This window comes from Agrobacterium sp. a22-2 (assembly GCF_012276985.1).
Classification (GTDB): domain Bacteria; phylum Pseudomonadota; class Alphaproteobacteria; order Rhizobiales; family Rhizobiaceae; genus Allorhizobium.
In genome coordinates this window covers 67,335-89,758 of the sequence record NZ_JAAXMM010000019.1, presented here as the reverse complement: position 1 = coordinate 89,758, position 22,424 = coordinate 67,335, and the positions used below count along the sequence as shown (strand labels likewise).

General features: G+C 60.5%; 18 protein-coding genes and 1 pseudogene. 11 read left to right on the top strand and 8 right to left on the bottom strand.

From position 1 onward, the window contains the following. A pseudogene (locus HFC70_RS23890) lies at positions 1 to 135 on the bottom strand (P1 family peptidase); the annotation flags it as partial. Here HFC70_RS23890 and HFC70_RS23885 point away from each other — a divergent pair. Both HFC70_RS23885 and HFC70_RS23880 read left to right on the top strand, forming a co-directional pair. Beyond that, a complete protein-coding gene (locus HFC70_RS23885; RefSeq protein ID WP_168475810.1) occupies positions 134 to 787 on the top strand; it encodes a hypothetical protein in 654 nt (217 codons plus the stop codon). The pseudogene HFC70_RS23890 and the gene HFC70_RS23885 sit on opposite strands and share 2 nt — an antisense overlap. 139 nt (positions 788 to 926) lie before the next feature. Then, positions 927 to 1,385, top strand: coding sequence for a cupin domain-containing protein (locus HFC70_RS23880; protein WP_168475809.1), 459 nt, complete (start codon positions 927 to 929; stop codon positions 1,383 to 1,385). Positions 1,386 to 1,450: 65 nt separating this feature from the next. On the opposite strand, the gene HFC70_RS23875 is transcribed toward HFC70_RS23880, so the two are convergent. The 4 genes from HFC70_RS23875 to HFC70_RS23860 form a co-directional block, all read right to left on the bottom strand. Then, positions 1,451 to 2,446 (bottom strand): isopenicillin N synthase family oxygenase, encoded by a 996-nt coding sequence (locus HFC70_RS23875; protein WP_168475808.1) that lies wholly within the window; start codon positions 2,444 to 2,446, stop codon positions 1,451 to 1,453. 175 nt (positions 2,447 to 2,621) lie between these two features. Beyond that, a complete protein-coding gene (locus HFC70_RS23870) occupies positions 2,622 to 3,467 on the bottom strand; it encodes an ABC transporter permease (protein WP_168475807.1) in 846 nt (281 codons plus the stop codon). After that, a complete protein-coding gene (locus tag HFC70_RS23865; RefSeq protein WP_168475806.1) occupies positions 3,418 to 4,200 on the bottom strand; it encodes an ABC transporter ATP-binding protein in 783 nt (260 codons plus the stop codon). The genes HFC70_RS23870 and HFC70_RS23865 overlap by 50 nt, the downstream gene beginning before the upstream one ends. Positions 4,201 to 4,204: 4 nt before the next feature. Next, the gene (locus tag HFC70_RS23860) at positions 4,205 to 5,188 is read right to left on the bottom strand and encodes an ABC transporter substrate-binding protein (RefSeq protein ID WP_168475814.1); all 984 of its coding nucleotides are present in this window, start codon (positions 5,186 to 5,188) and stop codon (positions 4,205 to 4,207) included. A 482-nt stretch (positions 5,189 to 5,670) separates the two neighbouring features. On the opposite strand from HFC70_RS23860, the gene HFC70_RS23855 reads away from it, so the two are divergent. The 3 genes from HFC70_RS23855 to HFC70_RS23845 all read left to right on the top strand — a co-directional run bounded on the left by HFC70_RS23855 (position 5,671) and on the right by HFC70_RS23845 (position 8,177). Further along, complete coding sequence (locus HFC70_RS23855; RefSeq protein WP_168475805.1) at positions 5,671 to 6,240, top strand: DJ-1/PfpI family protein; 570 nt, start codon at positions 5,671 to 5,673, stop codon at positions 6,238 to 6,240. 108 nt (positions 6,241 to 6,348) lie between these two features. Further along, positions 6,349 to 6,699 (top strand): ribbon-helix-helix domain-containing protein, encoded by a 351-nt coding sequence (locus tag HFC70_RS23850; protein WP_168475804.1) that lies wholly within the window; start codon positions 6,349 to 6,351, stop codon positions 6,697 to 6,699. 146 nt (positions 6,700 to 6,845) lie between these two features. Beyond that, positions 6,846 to 8,177: an FAD-binding oxidoreductase gene (locus HFC70_RS23845; RefSeq protein ID WP_168475803.1), complete on the top strand. Its 1,332-nt coding sequence runs from the start codon at positions 6,846 to 6,848 to the stop codon at positions 8,175 to 8,177. 57 nt (positions 8,178 to 8,234) lie between these two features. Here the strand turns inward: HFC70_RS23845 and HFC70_RS23840 are convergent, their stop codons facing one another. From HFC70_RS23840 to HFC70_RS23830, 3 genes are all read right to left on the bottom strand, one after another. Continuing rightward, positions 8,235 to 9,146, bottom strand: coding sequence for an ABC transporter permease (locus HFC70_RS23840; RefSeq protein ID WP_168475802.1), 912 nt, complete (start codon positions 9,144 to 9,146; stop codon positions 8,235 to 8,237). Further along, a complete protein-coding gene (locus HFC70_RS23835) occupies positions 9,139 to 10,149 on the bottom strand; it encodes an ABC transporter permease (RefSeq protein ID WP_168475801.1) in 1,011 nt (336 codons plus the stop codon). Before HFC70_RS23835 ends, HFC70_RS23840 begins: the two co-directional genes overlap by 8 nt. A 77-nt stretch (positions 10,150 to 10,226) precedes the next feature. After that, positions 10,227 to 11,933, bottom strand: a complete 1,707-nt coding sequence (locus HFC70_RS23830; RefSeq protein WP_168475800.1) for a peptide ABC transporter substrate-binding protein — start codon at positions 11,931 to 11,933, stop codon at positions 10,227 to 10,229. Between the two features lie 329 nt (positions 11,934 to 12,262). Here HFC70_RS23830 and HFC70_RS23825 point away from each other — a divergent pair, with 329 nt between their 5' ends. The 6 genes from HFC70_RS23825 to HFC70_RS23800 all read left to right on the top strand — a co-directional run bounded on the left by HFC70_RS23825 (position 12,263) and on the right by HFC70_RS23800 (position 22,421). Continuing rightward, positions 12,263 to 13,426 (top strand): M20 aminoacylase family protein, encoded by a 1,164-nt coding sequence (locus HFC70_RS23825; RefSeq protein WP_168475799.1) that lies wholly within the window; start codon positions 12,263 to 12,265, stop codon positions 13,424 to 13,426. Positions 13,427 to 13,483: 57 nt separating this feature from the next. Next, positions 13,484 to 15,325 (top strand): ABC transporter ATP-binding protein, encoded by a 1,842-nt coding sequence (locus tag HFC70_RS23820; RefSeq protein ID WP_168475798.1) that lies wholly within the window; start codon positions 13,484 to 13,486, stop codon positions 15,323 to 15,325. A 124-nt stretch (positions 15,326 to 15,449) separates the two neighbouring features. Then, complete coding sequence (locus HFC70_RS23815) at positions 15,450 to 16,112, top strand: exopolysaccharide biosynthesis protein (protein WP_168475797.1); 663 nt, start codon at positions 15,450 to 15,452, stop codon at positions 16,110 to 16,112. A gap of 142 nt (positions 16,113 to 16,254) precedes the next feature. Continuing rightward, entirely contained in the window at positions 16,255 to 17,211 is a 957-nt protein-coding gene (locus tag HFC70_RS23810) for a UDP-glucuronic acid decarboxylase family protein (protein WP_210259414.1), read from the top strand. A 180-nt stretch (positions 17,212 to 17,391) separates the two neighbouring features. Then, positions 17,392 to 21,981 (top strand): calcium-binding protein, encoded by a 4,590-nt coding sequence (locus HFC70_RS23805; protein WP_168475795.1) that lies wholly within the window; start codon positions 17,392 to 17,394, stop codon positions 21,979 to 21,981. 50 nt (positions 21,982 to 22,031) lie between these two features. Beyond that, positions 22,032 to 22,421: a DUF6165 family protein gene (locus tag HFC70_RS23800; protein WP_168475794.1), complete on the top strand. Its 390-nt coding sequence runs from the start codon at positions 22,032 to 22,034 to the stop codon at positions 22,419 to 22,421. Positions 22,422 to 22,424 lie beyond the last annotated feature (3 nt).

Below are 22,424 nucleotides of genomic sequence, written 5' to 3'. Positions count from 1 at the left end.
ACCCAGCACGCTGCCGGAGGCGGTTGCCGGCTGATCGAAGACAATCACCGTGACGCCGGAGCCGAGTGCCAGGTCCGTGGCATGGCCAACGGAGACGCCGTCGATGTCGGTCAGGAGGTTGAGAAGAGGGGGCATGGCAGTGCTCGCTGTCTGTGGGGCTGTGGCGGTTCTATTGACAAAGTCGGATCAAGCGCCTTTGACATTCCCTTACTTCCGCATGACCCCCGTTCTTGTATCAACGTGTTTTACGAGCATCGTGAATCAACAATCAAGGTATCAAACATTCGGGCAAAGCATGGATTATTTCACATTCGACTGGGCAACGGGAAATGAAAGCGATGTTGATCCGGTCGGAGACTATTCACGCTTTCTAAGCTCGCTCGATCCGGCTGGGACAGCCTATCAGTTCGCAACCACCATAAGCTTGAATGATGCGCTTCTGGACAAGGTGGTGTTCGATCGGAGCGAAGGTGCGCTCAAGCTCCTGCTCCTGACGGGTGATCTGCAGGTGGGTTACTGGAGATCGGAACTCGCTTATACCGGCGTAACTTTGCATGGAGAACGTGCGTTGGTCGATGCGTTGGATCGTCGGCCAACCGAAGTCTGGTACGATGAGTTTACCTGCCGTGGTGAGCGGTTGTGCCATAACTTTCTGCTGGCACCAACGGATCTACGTCAAGCCATTGCCGGCGAATTCGGCATTGAGTTCGTTTCGTTTAGCTACACGCAAGAAGCCGTGACAAGCCGGACCCTTGCGACAGTGCACAATACCTCAGTGTGGCGCTGATCGTTCCTGGCAGTGGAGCGACAAGATCTGTGCTTGCCGGGCCGATGATCCTCATCCAATCTAGATGAATGAAGATGCGCTCTTTGCGTTGCCGCGGGTTCGATCCGTGCTGTGGACGCGGGCCGATAGGAGACACAACATGACCGTCATTACGCCGGATCGCATGGTCAAGTTTGAAGAGTCCGCCGAAAGCTCCTGCGGTCCCAATCTGCAACACTGGATCAGCGAAGCGGGAGGTCTGACCCAGTTCGGTGCCTTCATCCAGATCCTGCCGCCCGGCTCGCGATCGGCGACCAAGCACTGGCACCAGTGCGAGGACGAAATGATCTATGTGCTGGAGGGAGCGGTCACGCTGATCGAGGGCGACACGGAAACGCTGCTGCAGGCCGGCGATGCGGCGACATTCCGGGCGGGCGATCCGGTCGGTCATTGCCTTGAGAACCGTTCATCGGCGCCGACCAAATGCTTCGTGGTCGGCACGCGGGCGCCGGTCGATACGATCACCTATCCCGATCATGACCGCGTCTGCCACCGCGATCGATCGCTGCCGGAAGATCGCTGGACCGATGGCGCGGGCAATCCGGCATCCAGCCTTTAAGTGTAACGGTCCTTGCACCGAGACGGAAAGCCGCCCGCCGCGGACACGGCGGGCGGTTATCACTTTTACATCTTCGGGCCGCCGAAATTGGCGGCGATGCGCATCTGCAGGTAGTCGTTGGCGGTCATCGGCTCGTATTTCTTCTGCGGCCCCTGGATCACCGCGTCCTTATTGGCCTGGCAGAAGAAGGCCATGGAATAGCGGGGGCCGTGGGATTCGTCGGGTTTCGGCATGCGCACCCGGTGCAGGGTCGACTTCAGCTGATCGTCGCTCCAGCGCATCAGCATATCGCCGATATTGCAGGTGACGACGCCCGGCAGCGGCGGAATGCTGGTCCAGGACTGGCTTTCGTATTCATGGCCGGGGCAGACCTGCAACCCGCCTTGGCCGGGGCGCTGGTGCAACAAGGTCAGGCAATCGTAATCGGTATGGGCGCCGGCTCGCCAGAAGGCGTAGTCCTCCGGCTTGGGATCGACCAGGGCCAGATAGTGCAGCAGGCGTAGCGTGCTCTGGTATTCCGGCGAGGATGGTTCGTGGCGCGTAGTGAAGAAGCTCTCCTCGAAGCCCAGCTTCAGGGCAAAGCAGGAGAGAACCTTCATGCCGAGTTCCCAGTTGGCGCGCTCGAAGGCCATCATCTTTGCCTTGAAGTCCGCGACTTCGTCCTCGGTCGGCCAAAGATCGCCCATGCGGGGCAGGGTGATCTGGTAGCTTTCCTTCTGGTCGGCGGTGCCGGTGGAGGGGCGCACCTGCGCCTTGTATTCCCAGCCGGCATTGGTGCCGGGCCGCAGCGGATATTGCGCCTTGGTTTCGAGCGTGAGCGCGAAGAACTTTGCTTCCAGCTCGAAAGCCTCGTCGATCTGCGCCTGCGGGATGCCGTGGTTGATCAGCTGGAAGAAGCCGACCGTGGTCGAGGCTTCCCAGAGCTGATCGGCGATCTCGGATTTGCGGTTCTCGAAATCCGACATGTCGATCTGGCGGATCTCGCGATCGGTTTCCTGGCCCTCACCGCCGATCGTGGTTTCCTTGTTGAGTTCGTTTAGGCCGTAGGCTTTGGCACTCATTTCAGTCTCCCATCAGTGTAACGATGCCGGCCTGTCCGGCATCTTCCAAAAGGAGCAATGACCCGGCGACGCTTTAAGATGCGGCGCGTGACTGCTTCTACTCCTGCTCCGGCACGGCCTTGATATGGCGGCGCCGAACTCGTGGCGGACCTTTGGCCCGCAGATCTTTCGTCCGTTACTGCGTCTTGGGAATGCTCCACGGAAAGAACAGTTTTTGCGCCAGCGCCACTAGCTGGAACAGGATGAGCGACATCAGCACGAGGATGCCAAGACCCGCCCAGGCCTGCGGCAGCTTGAAGAAGGATGTCGAGAACTGGATGAAATAACCGATGCCTTTTTCAGCGGCGACGAATTCGGCGACGACAGCGCCGATGACGGCCAGCGTGATCGAGATCTTCAGCGCCGAAAAGATGTAGGGCACCGCATAGGGCAGGCGGATCTGGGTGATTTCACGCCAGACCGGCGCCTTCAGGCTTTTCGACAGCTCGATCAGTTCCGGCGGCGTTGCCATCAGGCCGGTTGCGGTGGAGACCACCAGCGGGAAAAAGGTGATCAGGCAGGTGATGACAATGCGCGGCGCATCGCCCGAGCCGAGCACGACGATGATGATCGGCGCAACAGCGACGACCGGGGTCGACTGGACGACGACCAGGATCGGATAGAGAGCACGCGACAGCATCTTCGACTTGGTCAGCACGATGGCGATCGGCAGCGATATGGCAATCGAGATGAAGTAGCCGAGCAGCGCGACGCGCAGCGTCGCCCAGACATGGTCGAGCCAGCGCAGCGCGGTGATCTCGCTGAAGCCCGTTGTCAGGATGCGCGAGGGGGCCGGCAGCATATAGGTCGGAATGGCGAACAGGTGGCAGGCGATTTCCCAGAAGGCCACCACCAGCACGAAGGTGCCGACCGGCAACACAGCCGGCGCATCCAGCCAGCGATACAGGAGCTGGCCGGCCGTCTCGCGATCCTCAGGCAACGCGCTTGAGGAGGAGATTGCGGAGGTGTCCGGTGTAGTCATGCATCACCTTTGTGCTGGAAGTCTCGACGCCGCGGGGGCGCGGAATGCTGATCTCGATGTCCTCGATGATGGTGCCCGGCCGACCGCTCATCACCAGGACCCGATCGGCCAGCAGCACGGCTTCGCTGATCGAATGGGTGATGAACAGCACCGTTTTCGGCTGGGCCTCCCAGATGCGCAGAAGCTCGAACCCCATCTCCTCGCGGGTCAGGGCATCGAGCGCCGAGAAGGGCTCGTCCATCAGCAGGATATCGGGATTGAGATGCAGGGCGCGGGCAATGCCGACGCGCTGCTGCATGCCGCCCGAGAGTTCGGCGGGCAGGCGTTTCTCGAACCCGGTCAGGCCCACCTTGTCGAGCAATTCCTTGGCCCGCTGCCGGTCTTCGACGGATACCCGCCCGGTCTTGTGGTGGACGGGGAAGACGATGTTGTCCTCGATATTGGCCCAGGGCAGCAGCGTCGGCTTCTGGAAGACGATGCCGACATCGTCGCGGGGCTCGCTGACCTTGTAGCCGAACACTTCGACCGAGCCGGAGGTCGCCGGCAAGAGGCCGGCAATCGAGCGCAGCAGGGTCGACTTGCCGCAGCCGGATGGCCCGAGAACCGCCACGAACTGGTGGCGGCTCACGTCGAAGGTCACCCCGCGCAGGGCCTCAAGCGGGCCGGAGGAGGTCTTGTAGACCTGCCCCATGTTCTTGAAGGACAAAGCGGGAGGTGAGAGGCTCGATGTCATTGGCTCATTCCGCCAGGAAGCTGCGGTTGACCATGGCTTCGGGGTCGAGCGCGGCCGGGTCGAGCTTCTGGGCGGCGGACACGCGCTTCCAGGTTTCGGCCAGGCGGGCCGTTTCGAATACGCCGAGACCGTCCTTGTCGGTGACCTCATTGAATTCGAGGATCAGGGTATCCATGATGGCGCCCTTGACGTCGTCGACCGACAGTTCCGGCACGATCTTGTTGACCGCGGCGGCTGACTCGTCCGGGTTGGTCTTCACATATTCCAGCGACTTCTTGAACGCCTTGACGAAACGCTTGGCGACATCGGGGCGCTCGGTGATGAACTTGTCGGAGGCCAGCAGCGAGGCGGAATAAAGATCGAGGCCGGCGGAATACCAGGGCAGGATTTCCAGCTCCTTGCCGGCGCTTGCCGCTTGCTTGGTGAAGACGCTGACATTGGTCATCCAGGCAATGATCACTTCCGAGGCGCCGGTCATCAGCATGGGGCCAAGCGCGCCGGGATCGGCCTTGGTGAGCGTGATGTCGGCTTCGGTCATGCCCTTGTCGGCCAGGACCAGCGGCAGGAAGACGTTAGACGAGGTGAACGGCGAGGTGGCAACCTGCTTGCCCTTGACGTCCTCGATCTTGGTGACGCCGGTGCCCTTGATCGCGAAGAAGGCATGCGGGCCCTTGTTGAAGATCGACATGATGGCCGTGATGCCGACCTTTTCGGTGACCTTGGCGGCCATCAGGGCGCCGATATCGGCGGAGCCGACATCCGAGGTTCCGGCAGCAAGCCGGGTGATCGCTTCGGTCGAGCCGCGGCCGGGCTCGATCGCCACTTCGATGCCCTCTTCGGCACAGAAGCCCTTGTCGATGCAGACATAGATCGGTGCCTTGTCGCCACCCGGCAGCCAGTCGAGCTGGTAGACCACCTTATCCGCGGCGGCAGCGGAGCCCGCGGTCAGCAACGCAGCGACGGTGGCGGCAGAAAGCTTTTTCGAGATACGTGCAATCGACATTGGCAGATCGTCTCCTGTTGATCTTTATGGCGTCCGCCCACCGGACGTCGCTTGCCGTCTGCGTGCCGAGATGCAGGTTTGCGGGTTTTGGCAAAGGCATGGCGCGGCAAGGATCGGCAATCGGGCCGGGGACCGGAATTTCTCGAGCAATGTCCCAGGCTGCGCCCTGACCGCTTCTACTCATGAGTTTTTGTTGCAGATTCCATGCCAGATGGTTTTCGGGCGTCTGCCTTGGCCATGGGCCTTCCGACCGGCACGGCAGCGCTGCGCCCTGTCTAAAATAAGTCCACGGCCCATCGAGCGTTGATTAAGATTTAGTCAAAAGGCGCGCCGCCTACGTTTTGGGTTTAACAACGTGACGCTCGCTGCGGCGGGATAAAAGCGCCAATGTAGTATGGCGATAATACCTGTTGATCTGCCGGGTTTGCTAGCATGTCCGCGACATTCCACAACGGGAGGATGATGCTATGTCGACCAAGAAAATCCTGATGATCACCGGAGATTTTGCAGAGGATTATGAAACCATGGTGCCGTTCCAGACGCTGCTTGCGGTGGGACACACGGTGCATGCGGTCTGCCCCGGCAAGAAGGCCGGACAGACGATCGCGACCTCGATCCACGATTTCGAGGGCGACCAGACCTATTCGGAAAAGCGCGGCCATAATTTCGCGCTCAATGCCACCTTCGCCGATATCGACCCCAAGGACTACGACGCCCTGGTCATCCCCGGCGGACGGGCGCCGGAATACCTGCGGCTGGATGCCAATGTGATTTCAGCCGTGAAGCATTTCTTCGATGCCGACAAACCGGTGGCCGCCGTCTGCCACGGCGCGCAGATTTTGGCCGCGGCACGGGTGCTTGAGGGGCGCACCTGCTCTGCTTATCCTGCCTGCCGCCCAGAGGTCGAGCTGGCCGGCGGCATCTATGCCGAGATTGCCATCGACGCGGCCGTTACCGATGGCAATCTGGTCACCGCGCCCGCTTGGCCGGCTCATCCGGCCTGGCTCAAGCAGTTCATGGCGGTGCTCGACGCCTGAGCTGCCGTCCGGCGAGCGGAGAGACAAGAGGGGAGGGCTTTCGGGCCCTTCCGTTTCGCGTTAGTCTCCGTCTCGTCCTTTAAAGGCATGCGCATCCGGGAGGAAACCATGTGCAAGCTCTTCATCCAGGCCGACCCCACCTTGTGGGAGAGCCATACGAAATCGATGCGGATCGACGGCATGGTGACCAGTGTGCGGCTGGAGAATTTCTTCTGGATGACGCTGGAGGAAATCGGCCGGCGCGACGGAATGAACACGATCCAGCTGATCGCCAAACTCTACAATGAATCCATCGATGCCGGCCACGATCTCGGCAATTTCACCTCATTCCTGCGCGTCTGTTGCGGCCGTTATCTGGCACTGCAATTGTCCGGCGACATCCCCGATAACACAGACCTGCCGATCAGTTCGCTCGATGCCGATCGGATCCTGACGGCCGAAAACTCGAAATATCACTGATCTGTTTGCCGAAACCGAGAACCTCGTCGGCGGACGATGACGGACCCGGCCCTTGATGTTATAGCTCCCAGCATCCATTAGCCGCCGGCCGGCCTTTCCGGTCTTGCGTGCCTGTTTCCATTGCTGTTTCAGGAGCGTTTCCGTCCATGCCCGGTCCTCAGGTCGTTTCCGTTGAAGGCGATGCGAGCTTGCCTGCCCGCGTCGATGTCGTGGTTATTGGTGGCGGCATTGTCGGCGCATCCGCGGCCCTGGAGCTCGCCGAACGGGGTGTCAGCGTTGCTCTCTGCGAAAAGGGTGGCATTGGCGAGGAACAGTCGAGCCGCAATTGGGGCTGGGTGCGGATTTCGCAGCGGGATCCGCGCGAGGTGCCGCTGATGGCCGAGGCCATTCGCATCTGGCAGGGGCTGGATGCGCGCACTGGACGAGACACCGGCTACAGGCAGTGCGGCATCGTGTTCGGCTCCGCCGATGATGCGGACGAAGCCTTCAATGCGCGTTGGCCCGAAATCCTCGGGGCCTATCAGATGAAATCGCGCATGGTCGACCGGATCGAGCTGAACGGTCTTTATCCCGGCATGCGGCATGATTTCAAAAGTGCTCTCTATACATCGGCCGACGGCCGGGCCGAACCGCAGAAGGCGGCGCCGGCCATTGCCGAGGCAGCGCGCGACAAGGGTGCGGCGATCCTGACCCGCTGTGCGGTGCGCGGCCTTGAGACCTCGGCCGGCGTCATCTCGGGCGTGGTGACGGAGCGCGGACCGATTGCCTGCAGCGCGGTGGTGCTGGCCGGCGGCGCCTGGTCCAGCCTGTTTTCCCGCAATGCCGGCATCGACCTGCCGCAGTTGAAGGTGATGAATACGGTGATCCGCACCAAGCCGATCGAGGGCGGGCCGGAACAGACCTTCTACAGCAAGGATTTCGCCTTCCGCAAACGCCAGGACGGCGGCTATACGATCGCGTCGGGCTACGACAATATCGTCGATATCGTGCCGGACAGTTTTCGCTATGCCTGGAAATTCCTGCCGGCCTTGAAGAACGACTGGCGGTCCCTGCGTTTCCGGTTGTCCGGTCGGTTCTTCGAGGAAATGAAGATGCCGCGGCGCTGGCGGCTGGACGAGCAGAGCCCGTTCGAGCGCTGCCGGGTGCTCGACCCGAAGCCGTCGGAGAAATGGACGAACCATGCTCTGGCAACACTCAAAGCCGCCTATCCGGCCTTTGCCGAGGCCGAGATCGCCCAGCGCTGGGCCGGCTATATCGACGTGACGCCGGATGCCGTGCCGGTCATCTCGGCGGTCGAGGATATTCCCGGTTTCCATATTGCCACAGGCTTCTCCGGCCACGGCTTCGGCATCGGGCCGGGTGCCGGCCGGCTGATGGCCGATCTCGTGACCAATCGCACCCCTTGCGTCGATCCCGCAGCCTTCCGGCTCGAGCGGTTCTTCGACGGCTCGAAGATCGAACTGCTCAGCACCGTGTAGCAATGGAAAAGGGCGCCGCGGCGCCCTTTTGATTTGTCGTCTTTCCGCTTACCCGCTCTATCGCTTCAGCATGCGCGGATCGAGCGCATCGCGGATCGCGTCGCCGATATAGTTGACGCTCAGCACGGTCAGCGAAATGGCAAGACCCGGCCACAGCACCCGCGATGGGGTGATCTGCAGGAAGTTTGCGCCATCGAACAACAGCCGGCCCCAGGTCGGGAAATCGGAGGGGAAGCCGAGACCGAGGAAGCTCAGCGCCGATTCCGTGATGATCGCCGAGGCGATGCCGAGCGTTGCCGAGACCATGATGGAACTCATCACATTCGGCAGGATGTGCTTCAGGATGATGCGATACTGGTGCATGCCGCTCGACTTGGCGGCCAGGATGAATTCCTGGCTTTTGACCGCCAGCACGTCGCCGCGCACGATGCGGGCAGTGTGCATCCAGCTGGTCACCCCGATGACGAAGACGATCAGGATGAAGATGCCGGTTTCAGGCCCGAAGGCGGCCCTCAGCGTATCGCGGAACAGCATGATGATCACCAGCAGCAGCGGCAGCAGCGGTAGGGCGAGGAACAGGTCGGTGATGCGCATCAACAACCCGTCGATACGCTTGAAGAAGCCCGAGAGCACGCCGACCAGCGTTCCAAGAAAGAGGGCCAGCAGCATCGCCGTCATGCCGACCGCCAGCGAGATCTGCCCGCCGGCCAGAACCTGGGCCAGCATGTCGTGGCCGAGATTGTCCGTTCCGAACGGATGGGCGAAGGACGGCCCCTGGTTCTTGGCGCGGATGTCGATCTTGTTGGGGTCGACGGTGTGGATCAATGGCCCGACATAGACCGCGACCACGATGAAGGCGAAGACCGCAAGCCCCGCCACCCCGCCGGAATGCGCCCTGAACTGCCGCCACAGGTCGCCGGCAAAGGATCGTGACGGACGGGTGTCGACCGTGATTGTCGCATCAGTCATAGCGGATCCTCGGGTCTAGGATGCCGTAGAGAACATCGGCGATCAGGTTGAACAGAACGATGAGCACGGCGAAGATGAAGGTCAGCGTCTGCACCAGCGGGATATCGGCCCCCTGGATGGCGATGATCAGCAATTGCCCGAGCCCGTTCACCCGGAAGATCTGCTCGGTGATGATGGCGCCCGAAAAGATCGTCGGCACGCCGAGCGCGATGACGGTGACCACCGGGATCAGGCTGTTGCGCAGAACATGCACCAGAAGCACGGTCTTTTCCTTGACGCCCTTGGCGCGGGCGGTGCGCACATAGTCCTGATGCAGATTGTCGAGCATGGAGGCGCGCACGAAACGGCTGATCTGCGAGGTATTGAACAGCGTCAGGACCATCACCGGCAGGAACATCTGCTTGACCTGCAGGACGAAGCTCGCCCAGCTGTCGACCACCAGATTGGTGTCGTAGATCGACGGGAACCATTGCAGGTAGGACGAGAACACGACGATCAGTAGCACGCCGGTGAAGAAGGTCGGCACGGAATAGCCGACCATCGAGACGAAGGTGCCGATCTGGTCGAAGATCGAATATTGCTTGTAGGCCGAGATGACCCCGATCGGGATCGCCAGCATGACGCCGAACAGATAGGACAGGCCGACGACCCACAGCGTCTGCGGCAGGCGCTGCACGATCAGGTCGACGACCGGGCTGCGGGTGGCCCAGGACAGCACACGCATGCGTTCGCCCGTGCCGATGGTCAGGCCGGTCAGCTCCTCGAAGATGTTCAATGGTTCGTTGATGAAGAACTGCTGCAGCCATTTGAGGAAACGGATGAAGAAGGGTTGATCCAGGCCGAGGGCTGCCCGCATCTGTTCGCGAACTTCAGGCGGAATGGTCAGGGGCAATTCGCCGAGCGGATCGTTGGGAGCCAGATCCAGCAGGGCAAAAATGATGAAACTGATAATCAGCAGCGTCGGGATTGCAAACAGCAATCGCCGCAACGTGTAGGTGAACATCGGATGGTCTCCAGACTGTCACGAAGTGAGATGCGATCGCCGGGCCGGCGCGTTGCACCAGCCCGGCGAAATGGCACTTACTTCTTGCGCGACCAGTCGGCGACGTTCCAAAGTTCGCTGTCCCAGGCGTTCATCTTGACGCCTTCCAGGGTCGCAGAGACAGCCGAGGGCTGGCCGCGATGGATCAGCGGGATCTGCGCCACGTCATTGCTCAGCATGTCGTTGAGCTTCTTGGCGATCACGGCACGATCCTCGAGCTTGCCCGTCTTGCCGAGTTCCTTGACGAGGGCATCGTATTCCGGGTTGCAATAACGCACGATGTTCTCACCCTGCCAGCCGTTGGCCGGGCTCGGGATCTTGTCGCACATCCAGCCGGCCATGTATTTTTCCGGGTCGGTGCCGTCGAAGTTGTTGGTGTACATCTGTACGTCGGCATAGAACTTCTGGAAGGTGTCGGGGCTTGCCGGGTCGCCGCCGAAGAAGACAGAGGCGCTGACGTTGCGCAATTCGCTTTCAACACCGATCTGCTGCCACATGTCCTTGACCAGGGCCTGGGTGGCCTGGCGCACGGAGTTGGTGGAGGTCTGGTAGAGGAAGGAGAGCTTCACGCCGTCCTTGGCGCGGATGCCATCGGAACCCTTTACCCAGCCGGCATCGTCCAGCAGCTTGTTTGCCGCATCGAGATCCTGCTTCAGGCACCAGTCAACGGCGGTCGACACATAGATATCCGGGGCCGGCAGAATGTTGCAGGTCGGCTTGCCGTTGTCGCCATAGCCGGCTTCATCGATGATGTCGCGGTCGATGGCGAGCGACAGGGCCTTGCGCACGGCCGGATCCTTGAGGGCCGGATGGGGGCCCGCTTCCTTGGTCGAGCGCTTGTCGCCGAGCGAGGAGTCAACAGCGAAGGGGTTGAGGTCGATACGCTCGACCTGAGTGCCGAAGGCAACTTCGATCTTGCCCTTGCCAGCCTGCATCATGGTGGCCAACACTTCTGGCTCGACCTGCATGTTCCAGGCATAGTCGAATTCGCCGGTTTCCAGAACCGAGCGAGCGGCCGAGGCGGCGTCGCCGCCGCCCTTCAGCGTGACGGATGCAAAGGCGGGCTTGGCGGCATCGCGGTAGTTCGGGTTGGCGGTCAGAGTGACCACGTCATTCGGCTTGAATTCCTTGACGACGAAGGGGCCGGTGCCGATCGGGCCAAAATTGGCCGAAGTGCATTCCGGTGCCTTGGCGCCCATGCAGTCCTTGAACTGGGCGGCCTGGATCAGCGGCGACTGACCGCCGACAAGGGCGCTATAGGGATAGGGCTTGGGATCGGTGAAGGAGATCTTGATGGTGGAAGGATCGACGGCCTCGACATTGCTCACACCTTCGAAATAGGCGGTCTGGGCGCAGCCGCCATCGGGAGCCGTGCAGTATTTCCAAGTGAAAATCGCGTCATCGGCGGTCACCGGCGTGCCATCCGACCATTTGAGGTCCGGCTTGAGCTTCCAGGTGATGCTCTTCAGGTCGGCGGCGACACCGCCATTTTCAACCGTCGGGATCTCGACGGCAAGCATCGGCACCAGCGCGCCGGTCTCGTCGTAGCGGGCCAGCGGTTCGATGACCATCGAGGCACCGTAGACTTCCTTGGTGCCGCCGGACAGGTAAGGGTTGAGCGTCGAGACGGCCTGCCAGAAGATGATCTTCAGATCGCCGTCGGTTCCGCGTTCTGCCAAGGCGGGCGAGCCCGACATAGCCATGGCTGCCACCGACGCTGCCAAAAGGATTCGGTATTTCTGCATTATTTCGTTCCCCTATTTTTTTGTTTGGAGCTGTGATTTTGAAATTCGCCCTGATGTCCATCACACATGACGTCAGGAAACCAATGCCAAGCGACTAATGCATTGACATGATTTCGTAATTTTGATTGCGCCGCCTCCATTGCTTCGGTGTGTCCAGCGCCAGCCGCTTGTCGATCGTAGCGGACTTGCTCAAAATTTGAGCCATCTAAGCATAGGGCTATTTTTCGTTCAAGGCCGAAAATTGCGACTTGCAAAAGCGCTTTGACACAGCGCAGTATGCCGCCCAACCGATGAGCGGGAACAAAAAACTGTAATCGAGGACTGTGCCTATGCCCCTATTGAACCGTGCCAGCGAGATGCAGGAAGAGGTGGCCGGTTGGCGCCGCCAATTGCATCAGAACCCGGAGCTTCTGTTCGATGTGCATGAGACGGCTGCCTTCGTTGCCGACAAGCTGAGGGCCTTCGGCTGCGACATCGTCGAGACGGGAATTGGCCGGACCGGGGTTGTCGGGATCATCCGGGGTAGTCGTGGCGATGGGCCGACCATCGGCTTTCGTGCCGATATGGACGCACTGCCGATCCTGGAGGCAAGCGGCAAGGAATGGAGTTCCAAGACCCCCGGCAAGATGCATGCCTGCGGCCATGACGGCCACACGTCCATGCTGCTGGGCGCCGCCAAGCATCTGGCGGAAACGCGCAATTTCAAAGGCTCCGTCGCGGTGATCTTCCAGCCGGCCGAAGAGGGCGGCGGTGGCGGGCTTGCCATGGTGAAAGACGGTATGATGGAGAAATTCTCGATCAGCGAAGTCTATGGCATGCACAATCATCCCGGCATGGCGGTTGGTGAGTTTGCGACCCGCAAGGGTTCGGTGATGGCTGCTGCCGACCAGTTCGATATCGAGATTTTCGGCCGCAGCGGCCATGCGGCGCAACCGCACAAGAGCATCGACCCGGTTCTGGCCGCCGCCCAGGTTGTCGTGGCGCTGCAGTCGATCGCCGCCCGCGAAGCCGATCCTCTGCAATCCGTCGTGGTTACGGTCACGAAGATCCACGGCGGCGATGCCTACAACGTCATTCCGGATGGCGTAAAGCTCTCCGGCACGGTGCGAACCCTGTTGCCGGCGATGCGCGACATGGCTGAAAGCCGCATCAGGGAGATCGCCTCGGGGATTGCCATGGCCATGGGCGCCAGGGCCGAAGTGCATTATCATCGCGGCTATCCCGTCACCTTCAATCACGCCGATCAGACGGACTTCGCCCTCGACGTTCTGCGCAAGGTGGCCGGCGACAAGGCCGTCAGCGACGATTTCCCGCCGGCCATGGGTGCCGAGGACTTCTCCTACATGCTGGAGGCGCGGCCTGGGGCATTCGTGTTCATCGGCAATGGCGATACCGCCAACCTCCACAATTCATCCTACGACTTCAACGACGACGCGATCCCCTATGGCATCAGTTACTGGGTGACGCTGGCTGAAACCTCGCTTGCCGCCTGATCAAGGCGGCGATCCGCATTTGCAGTGTCTTGGTGTCGAGAACGGGAAGGTCTATCCATGGCGCATGGGATTGAAGGCGACGGCGGCAAAGGAGCTCACGGTCCGGTTCTGTCGGTCAAGAACCTAACGACGTCGTTCCGGATCGGCGATCATTGGCGGCCGGTGGTGCGCAATGTCAGTTTCGACATCGCGCCACGCGAAACCGTGGCCATCGTCGGCGAGTCCGGTTCCGGCAAGAGCGTTACGTCGCTTTCCATCATGCAACTGCTGCCCAAGAATGCCAGCAAGATCGAGGGCAGCATCAAGCTCAACGGCCGTGAACTTCTGACGCTCGACAGCGAATCGATGCGCAAGGTTCGCGGCAACGACATTTCGATGATCTTTCAGGAGCCGATGACGAGCCTCAATCCGATCTTTACCATCGGAGACCAGATCGCCGAGGCGCTGACCTGCCATACGGATCTGTCGCGCGCCGCGGCCCGGGCGGAAGGCATCCGTCTTCTTGAGAAGGTGCGCATTCCGAACGCCAAGGGGCGCTTCGACGAATATCCGCACCAGTTCTCCGGCGGCATGCGCCAACGCGTGATGATTGCCATGGCGCTGGCCAGCAAGCCGAAACTGTTGATCGCCGACGAGCCGACGACGGCCCTCGACGTGACCATCCAGGGACAGATCCTCGATCTCGTCAAGATATTGCAGGAAGAAGAGGGCATGTCGGTCCTCTTCATTACCCACGATATGGGCGTGGTGGCCGAAGTTGCCGATCGCACGATCGTGATGTTCCGTGGCGAGGCGGTTGAAAGCGGGCCGACCGACGATATCTTCCATCGCGGCCAGCATCCCTACACCCGGGCACTATTGTCCGCGGTGCCGCGGCTCGGTTCCATGGAGGGGCGCCAGCGGCCGATGCGTTTTCCGGTCATCGATATCGCCACCGGCGCAACGCTGGAGCCGGAGGCCGAAAGCGGTGTGCTCGACATCGGCAAGCGGCCGATCCTCGAGGTGCGCAACCTCACGACGCGTTTCGATATCCGTTCCGGCCTGCTCGGCCGCAAGTCGGGCGCCGTGCACGCGGTCGAGAATGTCAGCTTCGACCTGCGGCCCGGGGAAACGTTGGCTCTGGTCGGGGAATCGGGTTGCGGAAAATCGACGACTGGCCGTTCGATCACCCGTCTGGTCGAGCCGACAAGCGGGTCCATTGCCCTTGACGGTTTCGACGTCGTCAATCTCGGCAGGACCGATCTGCGCAAGATGCGGCGCAGCGTTCAGATGGTCTTCCAGGATCCGTTCGCCAGCCTCGATCCGCGCATGAGCGTCGGAGCGGCGGTCATGGAGCCTTACATCGAGCATGGGCTGGGAACCAAGCGCCAGGCGCGGGAAAAAGCCGCCAACCTTCTGGAACGCGTCGGCCTGAGCGCCGACATGATGCGGCGCTATCCCCATGAATTCTCCGGTGGTCAGCGGCAGCGTATCGCCATCGCCCGATCGCTGATTCTCGATCCCAAGGTCATCGTTGCGGACGAGGCGGTGTCGGCGCTCGACGTCTCGATCAAGGCGCAGGTGTGCAATCTGCTGCTCGATCTGCAGCAGAGCTTCAATCTGGCCTATCTGTTCATCAGCCATGACATGGCCGTGGTGGAGCGGGTCAGCCACCGCGTCGCCGTGATGTATCTGGGTGAGATCGTCGAGATCGGGCCGCGGCAGGCGGTGTTCGAGAACCCGCAGCATCCCTATACCAAAAAATTGATGGCAGCGGTGCCCGTGCCTGATCCGTCACGGCGTATGATCAAGCGGGCGGTGTCGACGGATGAGATCAAGAGCCCCGTCCGGGCTGTCGGCTTTGTGCCGCCAATCCGCCAGTACAATCAGGTGTCCGAGGGACATCTCGTCCAGGTCTGAGGTTTTCCGGCGTCTTTAGACCATGCCTGCGGTCCATGGACCGGCTTTGTCCAACATAGGTCATTGTGCGGTGCTACAGCATCCTTACATATGATCCGTGGAACGTTATCGGCAGGGAGCCGGCATGACTTTGGACGAGCAGGAGCGGAGCGAAGACACGCAGGATTATCGAGCGTCGCGTAAACGCGGCGGGCGGTTGTCGGAGATTCTCGACAGCATTGCATCGGATGAGGCGAGGATCAGGGTTTCCGTTTCGGATATATTCCAGGCCATGGGAGACCGGGCATTTGGCGCGCTGCTGCTGATCTTTGCCCTGCCGAACGTCTTTCCAACGCCACCGGGGACCTCGGCGGTGCTCGGTGCTCCGCTCGTCTTTCTGTCGGCCCAGCTGATGCTGGGCCAGGCGCCGTGGCTTCCGAAGATCATTGCCGATCGTTCCATGACGCGCGAGGATTTCGGATCGATCGTTACTCGGATTTCCCCGTGGCTGGCGCGCGGCGAACGCATGTTGCGGCCAAGGGCGGTGTTTCTGGTCTATCCGCCGGTGGAATACCTGATCGGCTTCCTCTGCCTTGTCATGTCGGTCATTCTGGCCCTGCCGATCCCCTTGGGCAATATCCTGCCCGCCCTGGCGATCTGCCTGTTCGCCTTCGGCATCCTTGAACGCGACGGCTTCGTCGTGGTGGCCGGTTTTGTCCTGGTCGGCTTTTCGATTGCCGTGGTCGCCAGTGTTCTGGTCGCCCTGGTCAAGGGTTTCATCTTTCTGCTGACCACGATGCTCAGCTGACTGCTGCTTCCATCCGCCGGCGCCGGCGGCCTTTCTTCCCTCCGACAAGCCTCGCGAAAGCTCGATCCTCCATCATGGATGAGGATCGTCGGCTCATCTTGCGCCGGCACAGGCCAGATGACTTGGCGATGAGGGACGGCGGATGAGCGTGAACAAGCGAATCTTGGTAACTGGCGGCGCCGGTTTTCTCGGCTCCTATCTGTGCGGGCGATTGCTGGCGCAGGGACACGACGTGATCTGCCTCGACAATTTTCATACGGGATCGCTGGACAATATCCGCGCCCATATGGCTTCTGACCGCTTTCACCTGGTGCGGGCCGACGTGTGCGAGCCGTTCCACGCGCAGGTCGATCAGATCTTCAACCTGGCATGCCCGGCATCGCCTGTCCACTATCAGGCCGATCCGATCCGCACCATGCGGACCAATGTCATCGGAGCGATGAACCTTCTCGATCTGGCGACCAGGACGGGCGCGCGGATCCTGCAGGCGTCGACATCCGAGGTCTATGGCGATCCGCTGGTGCATCCGCAGCCCGAGGAATACCGTGGTCATGTCAGCATTACCGGTATCCGCGCCTGTTATGACGAAGGCAAGCGGAGCGCCGAAACGCTGTTTTACGACTACAATCGCTGCCATGGCACGGATATCCGGATCGCCAGGATCTTCAACACCTATGGTCCGGGCATGCAGGCCGACGATGGTCGGGTCGTTTCCAATTTCATCGTCCAGGCATTGAAGGGCCACAGCCTGACCATCTATGGCGATGGCCGCCAGACCCGGTCGTTCTGCTACCGCGACGATCTGGTCGATGGCCTCATCCGGCTGATGAACAGCGACCAGGCCGAGCCGCAGGCCATCAATCTCGGTAATCCCGGCGAATTCACCATGCTGGAACTGGCGGGGATGGTCATCGATCTGACCGGGTCGAAGTCGCGTCTCCTGTTCATGCCGCTACCGCAGGATGACCCGGCGCAGCGCCGTCCCGATATTTCCAAGGCGCAGTCCCTGCTGGGCTGGCAGCCGCGCATCGCATTGCAGACCGGACTGAAGGAAACCGTGGCCTATTTCGACCGCGCGCTAAGTGTCGTGGCGGCCTGAAGGGCGTGGTTTTCCACGTCCGGCGGCTGGCTCGACATTCTTGAAAATAAAGCATGCTGATCAGTCTCGGGTCAGCTTGCGATATTAATATGTCTTATAATCGCCGGCCGATCTTTCGGCCAATACCTGTCTGATTGGCGGCCTTGTTTGTCGTCACCAACCCAGTAACGGGGAATAGCTGTGGCTACGACTGGCAAAACACTCACCGTAACAAGCCTCGATACCGTGACCGGCACATCCGCCGCGGATTTCATTACCGTCACCACGCAGGTGAACGGTGCCGAACTCAATCTGGGTGCCGGCCTGGACCGGCTGGTTCTGGGGAATTTCAACAACCTTGTCACGCTTTCCAACGTCGAATCCGTTGCAGGCGGAACGCTGGTCGACCAGCTGGTCTACGACACCGCGCTGACGGCGGGGCGCCTCGACCTGAAGGCTGGAAGCGACAAGGTTACGCTGTCAGAACTGGGCACGACCGCCACGGTCAGCAATATCGAGACGATCGTGGGTGGCGACAGCAAGGAAGTCATCGTCGTCGCAACGCAGATGACGGGCGGGATCTTCAATCTCGGGGACGGCGCCGACAAGGTCACGCTGGCTAAATATATCAATACCGTGACCTTGACCAGCGTCGAGACGGTGATCGGCAACACGAAGAACGACACAGTCTATCTGCGCGGCGAGATTACGTCCGGGCGTGTCGATCTCGGCACTGGGGCGGACTACCTGCATCTCGGCGGAGCCGGGGTGACCTATGTCGTGTCCAATGCCGAGACAGTGGTCAGCGGTGCGGGGGACGACCGGGTGGTGTTGAACACCAATGCATCCAAGGTCGTGGTCAATCTCGGGGATGGAGAAGACACCCTTGTTCTTGGTGCCTTTGCCAACAAGCTGACGATTTCCAATGCCGAGAGCATTGTCGGCGGCTCTTCCACGGATTTGATCACGATCGGGTCCATTTTTACCGGCGGGTACATTTCGCTGGGCAAAGGCAATGACATTCTGACGCTGGGCAATTTCGTTAACACCGTCAGCATTTACGGCACCGAGACGATTTACGGTGGTTCGAGCGACGATACCGTCACAATGATGGAGGCGAAAGCCGGCGGCCTGATCGATCTTCGTGGCGGCAACGATACGCTGGTGTTCTCGGAATATGGTGGCACCACCACGCTGAAGAACGTCGAGACAGTAATCGGCGGCGAGAGCAAGGAATACATCATATTTGGAACCGCCGTGACCGGCGGCAGTTTCGATCTCGGCGATGGCGGCGACCGGTTGCTGCTCGGCAAATTCAACAACACTGCGACCTTCGACAATGTGGAGACCATTTCCGGCAACGCGTCGTCCGATGTCATCACCGTTACGACTGAATTGACCAACGGCATCATCAACCTGGGCGCCGGTCTCGACAGCCTGACCCTCAGCGATGAAATCAATACGGTCAGGGTTTCCTATGTCGAAACGGTCACCAGCGGCGCATCCGACGACTGGATTGCCTTGGCGGTATCGACATCCGGAGCAACGATCGACCTCGGGGGAGGCGACGACTATCTCGGCCTTTCGGGAACCGAGAACAAGGTCACGATCAGGAACGTCGAGTCGATCATCGGCAGCAGCGGCAGCGAGCTTGTCACGATCAATGGCCAGTTGACGGGCAATCTCATTTCGCTCGGGACGGGCAACGACACCCTGACGCTGGGCAACTATATCAATACCGTTTCGGTCGCGCTGATCGAGACGATTACCGGCAATGCCAAAGCCGACGACGTCACGTTTACCAGCGCGATTGCCGGTTCGGAAATCGATCTGGCGGGTGGTATCGACACGCTGACCCTTCTTGCCGGCGGCACGGTAACCGTCACCAATGTGGAAACCATCCTGGGAGACGATGGCATCGATTCCATCGTGTTTAACAAGACAGTGACGGGCGTCTATATCGATCTCGGCGCCAAGACGGACAAGGTTACCTTCGGAAACTACAACAACACGGCAACGATCCTCAATGCCGAGACGATCGTCGGCGGCAAGTCCAGCGACATCATCACCCTTGGCTCCGAATTCACGTCGGGCTCGATCGATCTCGGCCAGGGCTATGACATGCTGACGCTCAGCGATGACGGCGCGACCGTCACCGTTTCTAATGTCGAGACGGTCATCGGCGGCACGGCCAATGATGAGGTCACGCTCGGCGGCACGGTGACTTATGGCTTTGTCGATCTGGGCGGCGGCGAAGACACGCTGACGACCAGCGGCAATGTCACCTTCACGGTCAGCAATGTCGAGACGATCGTCGGCGGCAGCGGAATCGAGAAGATCATTCTGGCCGATTCCTTCGACGGCTCGATCAACCTGTCCGGCGGCAACGATACCATTCTGATGGCCAATGGCGGCAATACCATCACGATCTCCGCTGCCGAAACGATTACCGGCGGTACGGGTTCGGATCTCGTGACGATCGATACTGCCGGCGCGACGACGATCGTCGACCTGGGGGGAGGCAGCGATACACTCGCCTTCGGCGACAATGGTGGTTCTGTGACCGTCGTCAATGTGGAGACAATCACCGGTGGGATCGGCGCTGAGACCATTGTGTTCAAGTCGACCGTAACCGGTGTCGAAATCGATCTCGGCGAAGGCGTCGACAGCGTCATCTTCGCCAACTACGTGAACGTGGCCACCATATCGAATGTCGAGAACATTACCGGCGGTACGAACGGCGACAAGATCACGTTCGGCACGGCCGTGACCGGCATGACCCTTGATCTCGGGCTTGGGTCCGACATGCTGACCTTCTCGGCGGATGGCGGAACGGTCACGATCGCCAATATCGAGACGGTCATCGGTTCGGATATGAACGATATCGTCAGCCTCTCGACCTACATGACGGGCGGCCTGATCTCGCTGGCAGACGGCGAGGACCGGCTGACCTTCAACGATCTCGGCGGTACGGCGACCGTGTCGGGTGTTGAAACAGTCACCGGCGGCATCGGCAAGGACTATGTGACCGTATCGGCCGGTGATACCGGCTTCATCGACCTTGGCGATGAGAACGACCGCCTGACGCTGTCGTCGACCGGCAATACGCTGACGATTTCCGGTGTCGAAACGATCACCGGCGGCGCCGGCAACGACGACATCGTCTTCTCCAAGGAAGTGACTGGTGCGATCATCAATCTGGCAGGCGGCAATGATACACTGACCCTGTCGGAATATGGTGGAACGATCTCGGTCGCCGGTGTGGAGTCGATCATAGGCAATGTCGGCACGGACATGGTCACGATGACCGAGAGCTATACCGGGGGCGAAATCAATCTGAAATCCGGTGTCGATACCCTGGTCTTTGCCAATTCCAACAACACAGCAACCGTACAGAACGTCGAGACGGTCACCGGCGGCACGCTTGCGGATCGCATCACGCTCGCGGGAACCTATAGCGAAGGTTATCTCGACCTCGGCGCCGGTACCGATGCCATCATCTTCGGGGCAAACGCTGCGACGATCACCATTGCCGGCGTCGAGTCGCTGGTGGGCTCGACGGGCGACGATCGCGTGACGATTTCCGGATCGACCGGCAACGGCATTTACGACTTCGGTGACGGCCAGGACGAAATTGCCTGGACGTCCGGCCTGACGGCAACGCTTTCGAATGTCGAATCGATCTCCGGCGGCACCTATGCCGACGCGATCACGCTGGCGACCCAATGGACGGACGGCTACATCGACCTTGGTGACGGATCCGACAGGCTGATCCTTGCCGATGCGGCCAACACGGTCTCGGTCAGTGGTGCGGAGACCATTACCGGCCAGAGCTTCGACGACATGATCATCATCACCAGCGCCACCCATAGCGGCCTCGTCGCCCTTGGCGGCGGACATGACGAGTTGCAGTTGGGTTCAAGCCAGAACACGGTATCGATTACTGGTGTTGAAACCGTGCTCGGTGGCTCCGGTGCCGACAAGGTGACGTTATCGGCGGCGGCGACCGGCATTGAAATCGATCTGGCGGACGGCACGGACACGCTGACGCTCGGCAGCTTCACGAATACGGTTTCGGTCTACAATGTCGAATCCATCACAGGCGGCACCAACAGCGATACCGTGCTGGTGATGGAAGCAGTAACCGATGGCCAGTTCTTCCTGGGAACAGGGATCGACAGCATCACCTTCACCAACGGCGCAACGGCCACCTTGGCCAGCGTCGAAACCATTGTCGGCTCCAGCAGTGACGATTCGATCACGCTATCCGGAGTCTTCAGCGGCGCGCCCATCGATCTGGGAGCCGGCGACGATTATCTCAAGCTCGGGTCGGGCTCGACACTAACGGTTGTCGATGTCGAGAACATAACCGGCAGCAGCAGCAGCGACGTCATCGTCCTGACGGGCAGTTCGTCGACGATCGTCGACCTCGGCGCCGGCAGCGACACCGTGACCTTCAGCGGCAACCGCGATACGGTCACCGGCGGCGACGGATCCGATATGTTCACCTTCACATCGACCTCGCAATCGACAGGAACCGATGCCGACAAGATCACCGACTTCGTCAATGGCACGGACAAGCTGGTATTCCAGGGTCTCCTGAATGGCACGTTCAGCTATCTCGGCACCACGACCACTCTGTCGGCAGCCGGAAATTCGGAGGCCTATTTCGACAACGGCACGTCAACGCTGTTCGTGGATACCAATGGCGACGGGTCGGTGGACATGAATCTGACGCTGACCGGCAAGACTGCGGACAATTTGTCGGCCAGCGACTTCAAGTGGAGTTGATGACGCCCGGCGCGGGCGTTAACTTTCATGACGCGAATCGGAGGACTGCAATGATTGAAGTTCCGGTGTCATGGGGCGAGTTGATCGACAAGATCACTATTCTCCAGATCAAGGCCGAACGGATCGATGATGGCGAGAAACGTGCCAATGTGCGGCGCGAACTCGTCCTGTTGACGGAAAAGCTGGCTCCGGTCGAGGGCCATGGCGGCGTGCAGGGCATCATGGGTGAGCTGCGCGAGGTGAATACCTCGTTGTGGGACATCGAGGACGAGATTCGCGATTGCGAACATGCCGGCGATTTCGGCGAGCGTTTCGTCTCGCTGGCCCGCTCTGTCTACGTGACCAACGACCGCCGCGCCGATCTCAAGCGCAAGATCAATATCGAGCTCGGCTCCTCGATCATCGAGGAAAAATCCTATCGTCCCTACGGCGTGCAATAGGCG

Coding starts and splice junctions, on each gene's coding strand:
- HFC70_RS23885 (WP_168475810.1), top strand. CDS start 134: ATGGCAGTGCTCGCTGTCTGTGGGGCTGTGGCGGTTCTATTGACAAAG.
- HFC70_RS23880 (WP_168475809.1), top strand. CDS start 927: ATGACCGTCATTACGCCGGATCGCATGGTCAAGTTTGAAGAGTCCGCC.
- HFC70_RS23875 (WP_168475808.1), bottom strand. CDS start 2,446: ATGAGTGCCAAAGCCTACGGCCTAAACGAACTCAACAAGGAAACCACG.
- HFC70_RS23870 (WP_168475807.1), bottom strand. CDS start 3,467: ATGACTACACCGGACACCTCCGCAATCTCCTCCTCAAGCGCGTTGCCT.
- HFC70_RS23865 (WP_168475806.1), bottom strand. CDS start 4,200: ATGACATCGAGCCTCTCACCTCCCGCTTTGTCCTTCAAGAACATGGGG.
- HFC70_RS23855 (WP_168475805.1), top strand. CDS start 5,671: ATGTCGACCAAGAAAATCCTGATGATCACCGGAGATTTTGCAGAGGAT.
- HFC70_RS23850 (WP_168475804.1), top strand. CDS start 6,349: ATGTGCAAGCTCTTCATCCAGGCCGACCCCACCTTGTGGGAGAGCCAT.
- HFC70_RS23845 (WP_168475803.1), top strand. CDS start 6,846: ATGCCCGGTCCTCAGGTCGTTTCCGTTGAAGGCGATGCGAGCTTGCCT.
- HFC70_RS23840 (WP_168475802.1), bottom strand. CDS start 9,146: ATGACTGATGCGACAATCACGGTCGACACCCGTCCGTCACGATCCTTT.
- HFC70_RS23835 (WP_168475801.1), bottom strand. CDS start 10,149: ATGTTCACCTACACGTTGCGGCGATTGCTGTTTGCAATCCCGACGCTG.
- HFC70_RS23830 (WP_168475800.1), bottom strand. CDS start 11,933: ATGCAGAAATACCGAATCCTTTTGGCAGCGTCGGTGGCAGCCATGGCT.
- HFC70_RS23825 (WP_168475799.1), top strand. CDS start 12,263: ATGCCCCTATTGAACCGTGCCAGCGAGATGCAGGAAGAGGTGGCCGGT.
- HFC70_RS23820 (WP_168475798.1), top strand. CDS start 13,484: ATGGCGCATGGGATTGAAGGCGACGGCGGCAAAGGAGCTCACGGTCCG.
- HFC70_RS23815 (WP_168475797.1), top strand. CDS start 15,450: ATGACTTTGGACGAGCAGGAGCGGAGCGAAGACACGCAGGATTATCGA.
- HFC70_RS23810 (WP_210259414.1), top strand. CDS start 16,255: ATGAGCGTGAACAAGCGAATCTTGGTAACTGGCGGCGCCGGTTTTCTC.
- HFC70_RS23800 (WP_168475794.1), top strand. CDS start 22,032: ATGATTGAAGTTCCGGTGTCATGGGGCGAGTTGATCGACAAGATCACT.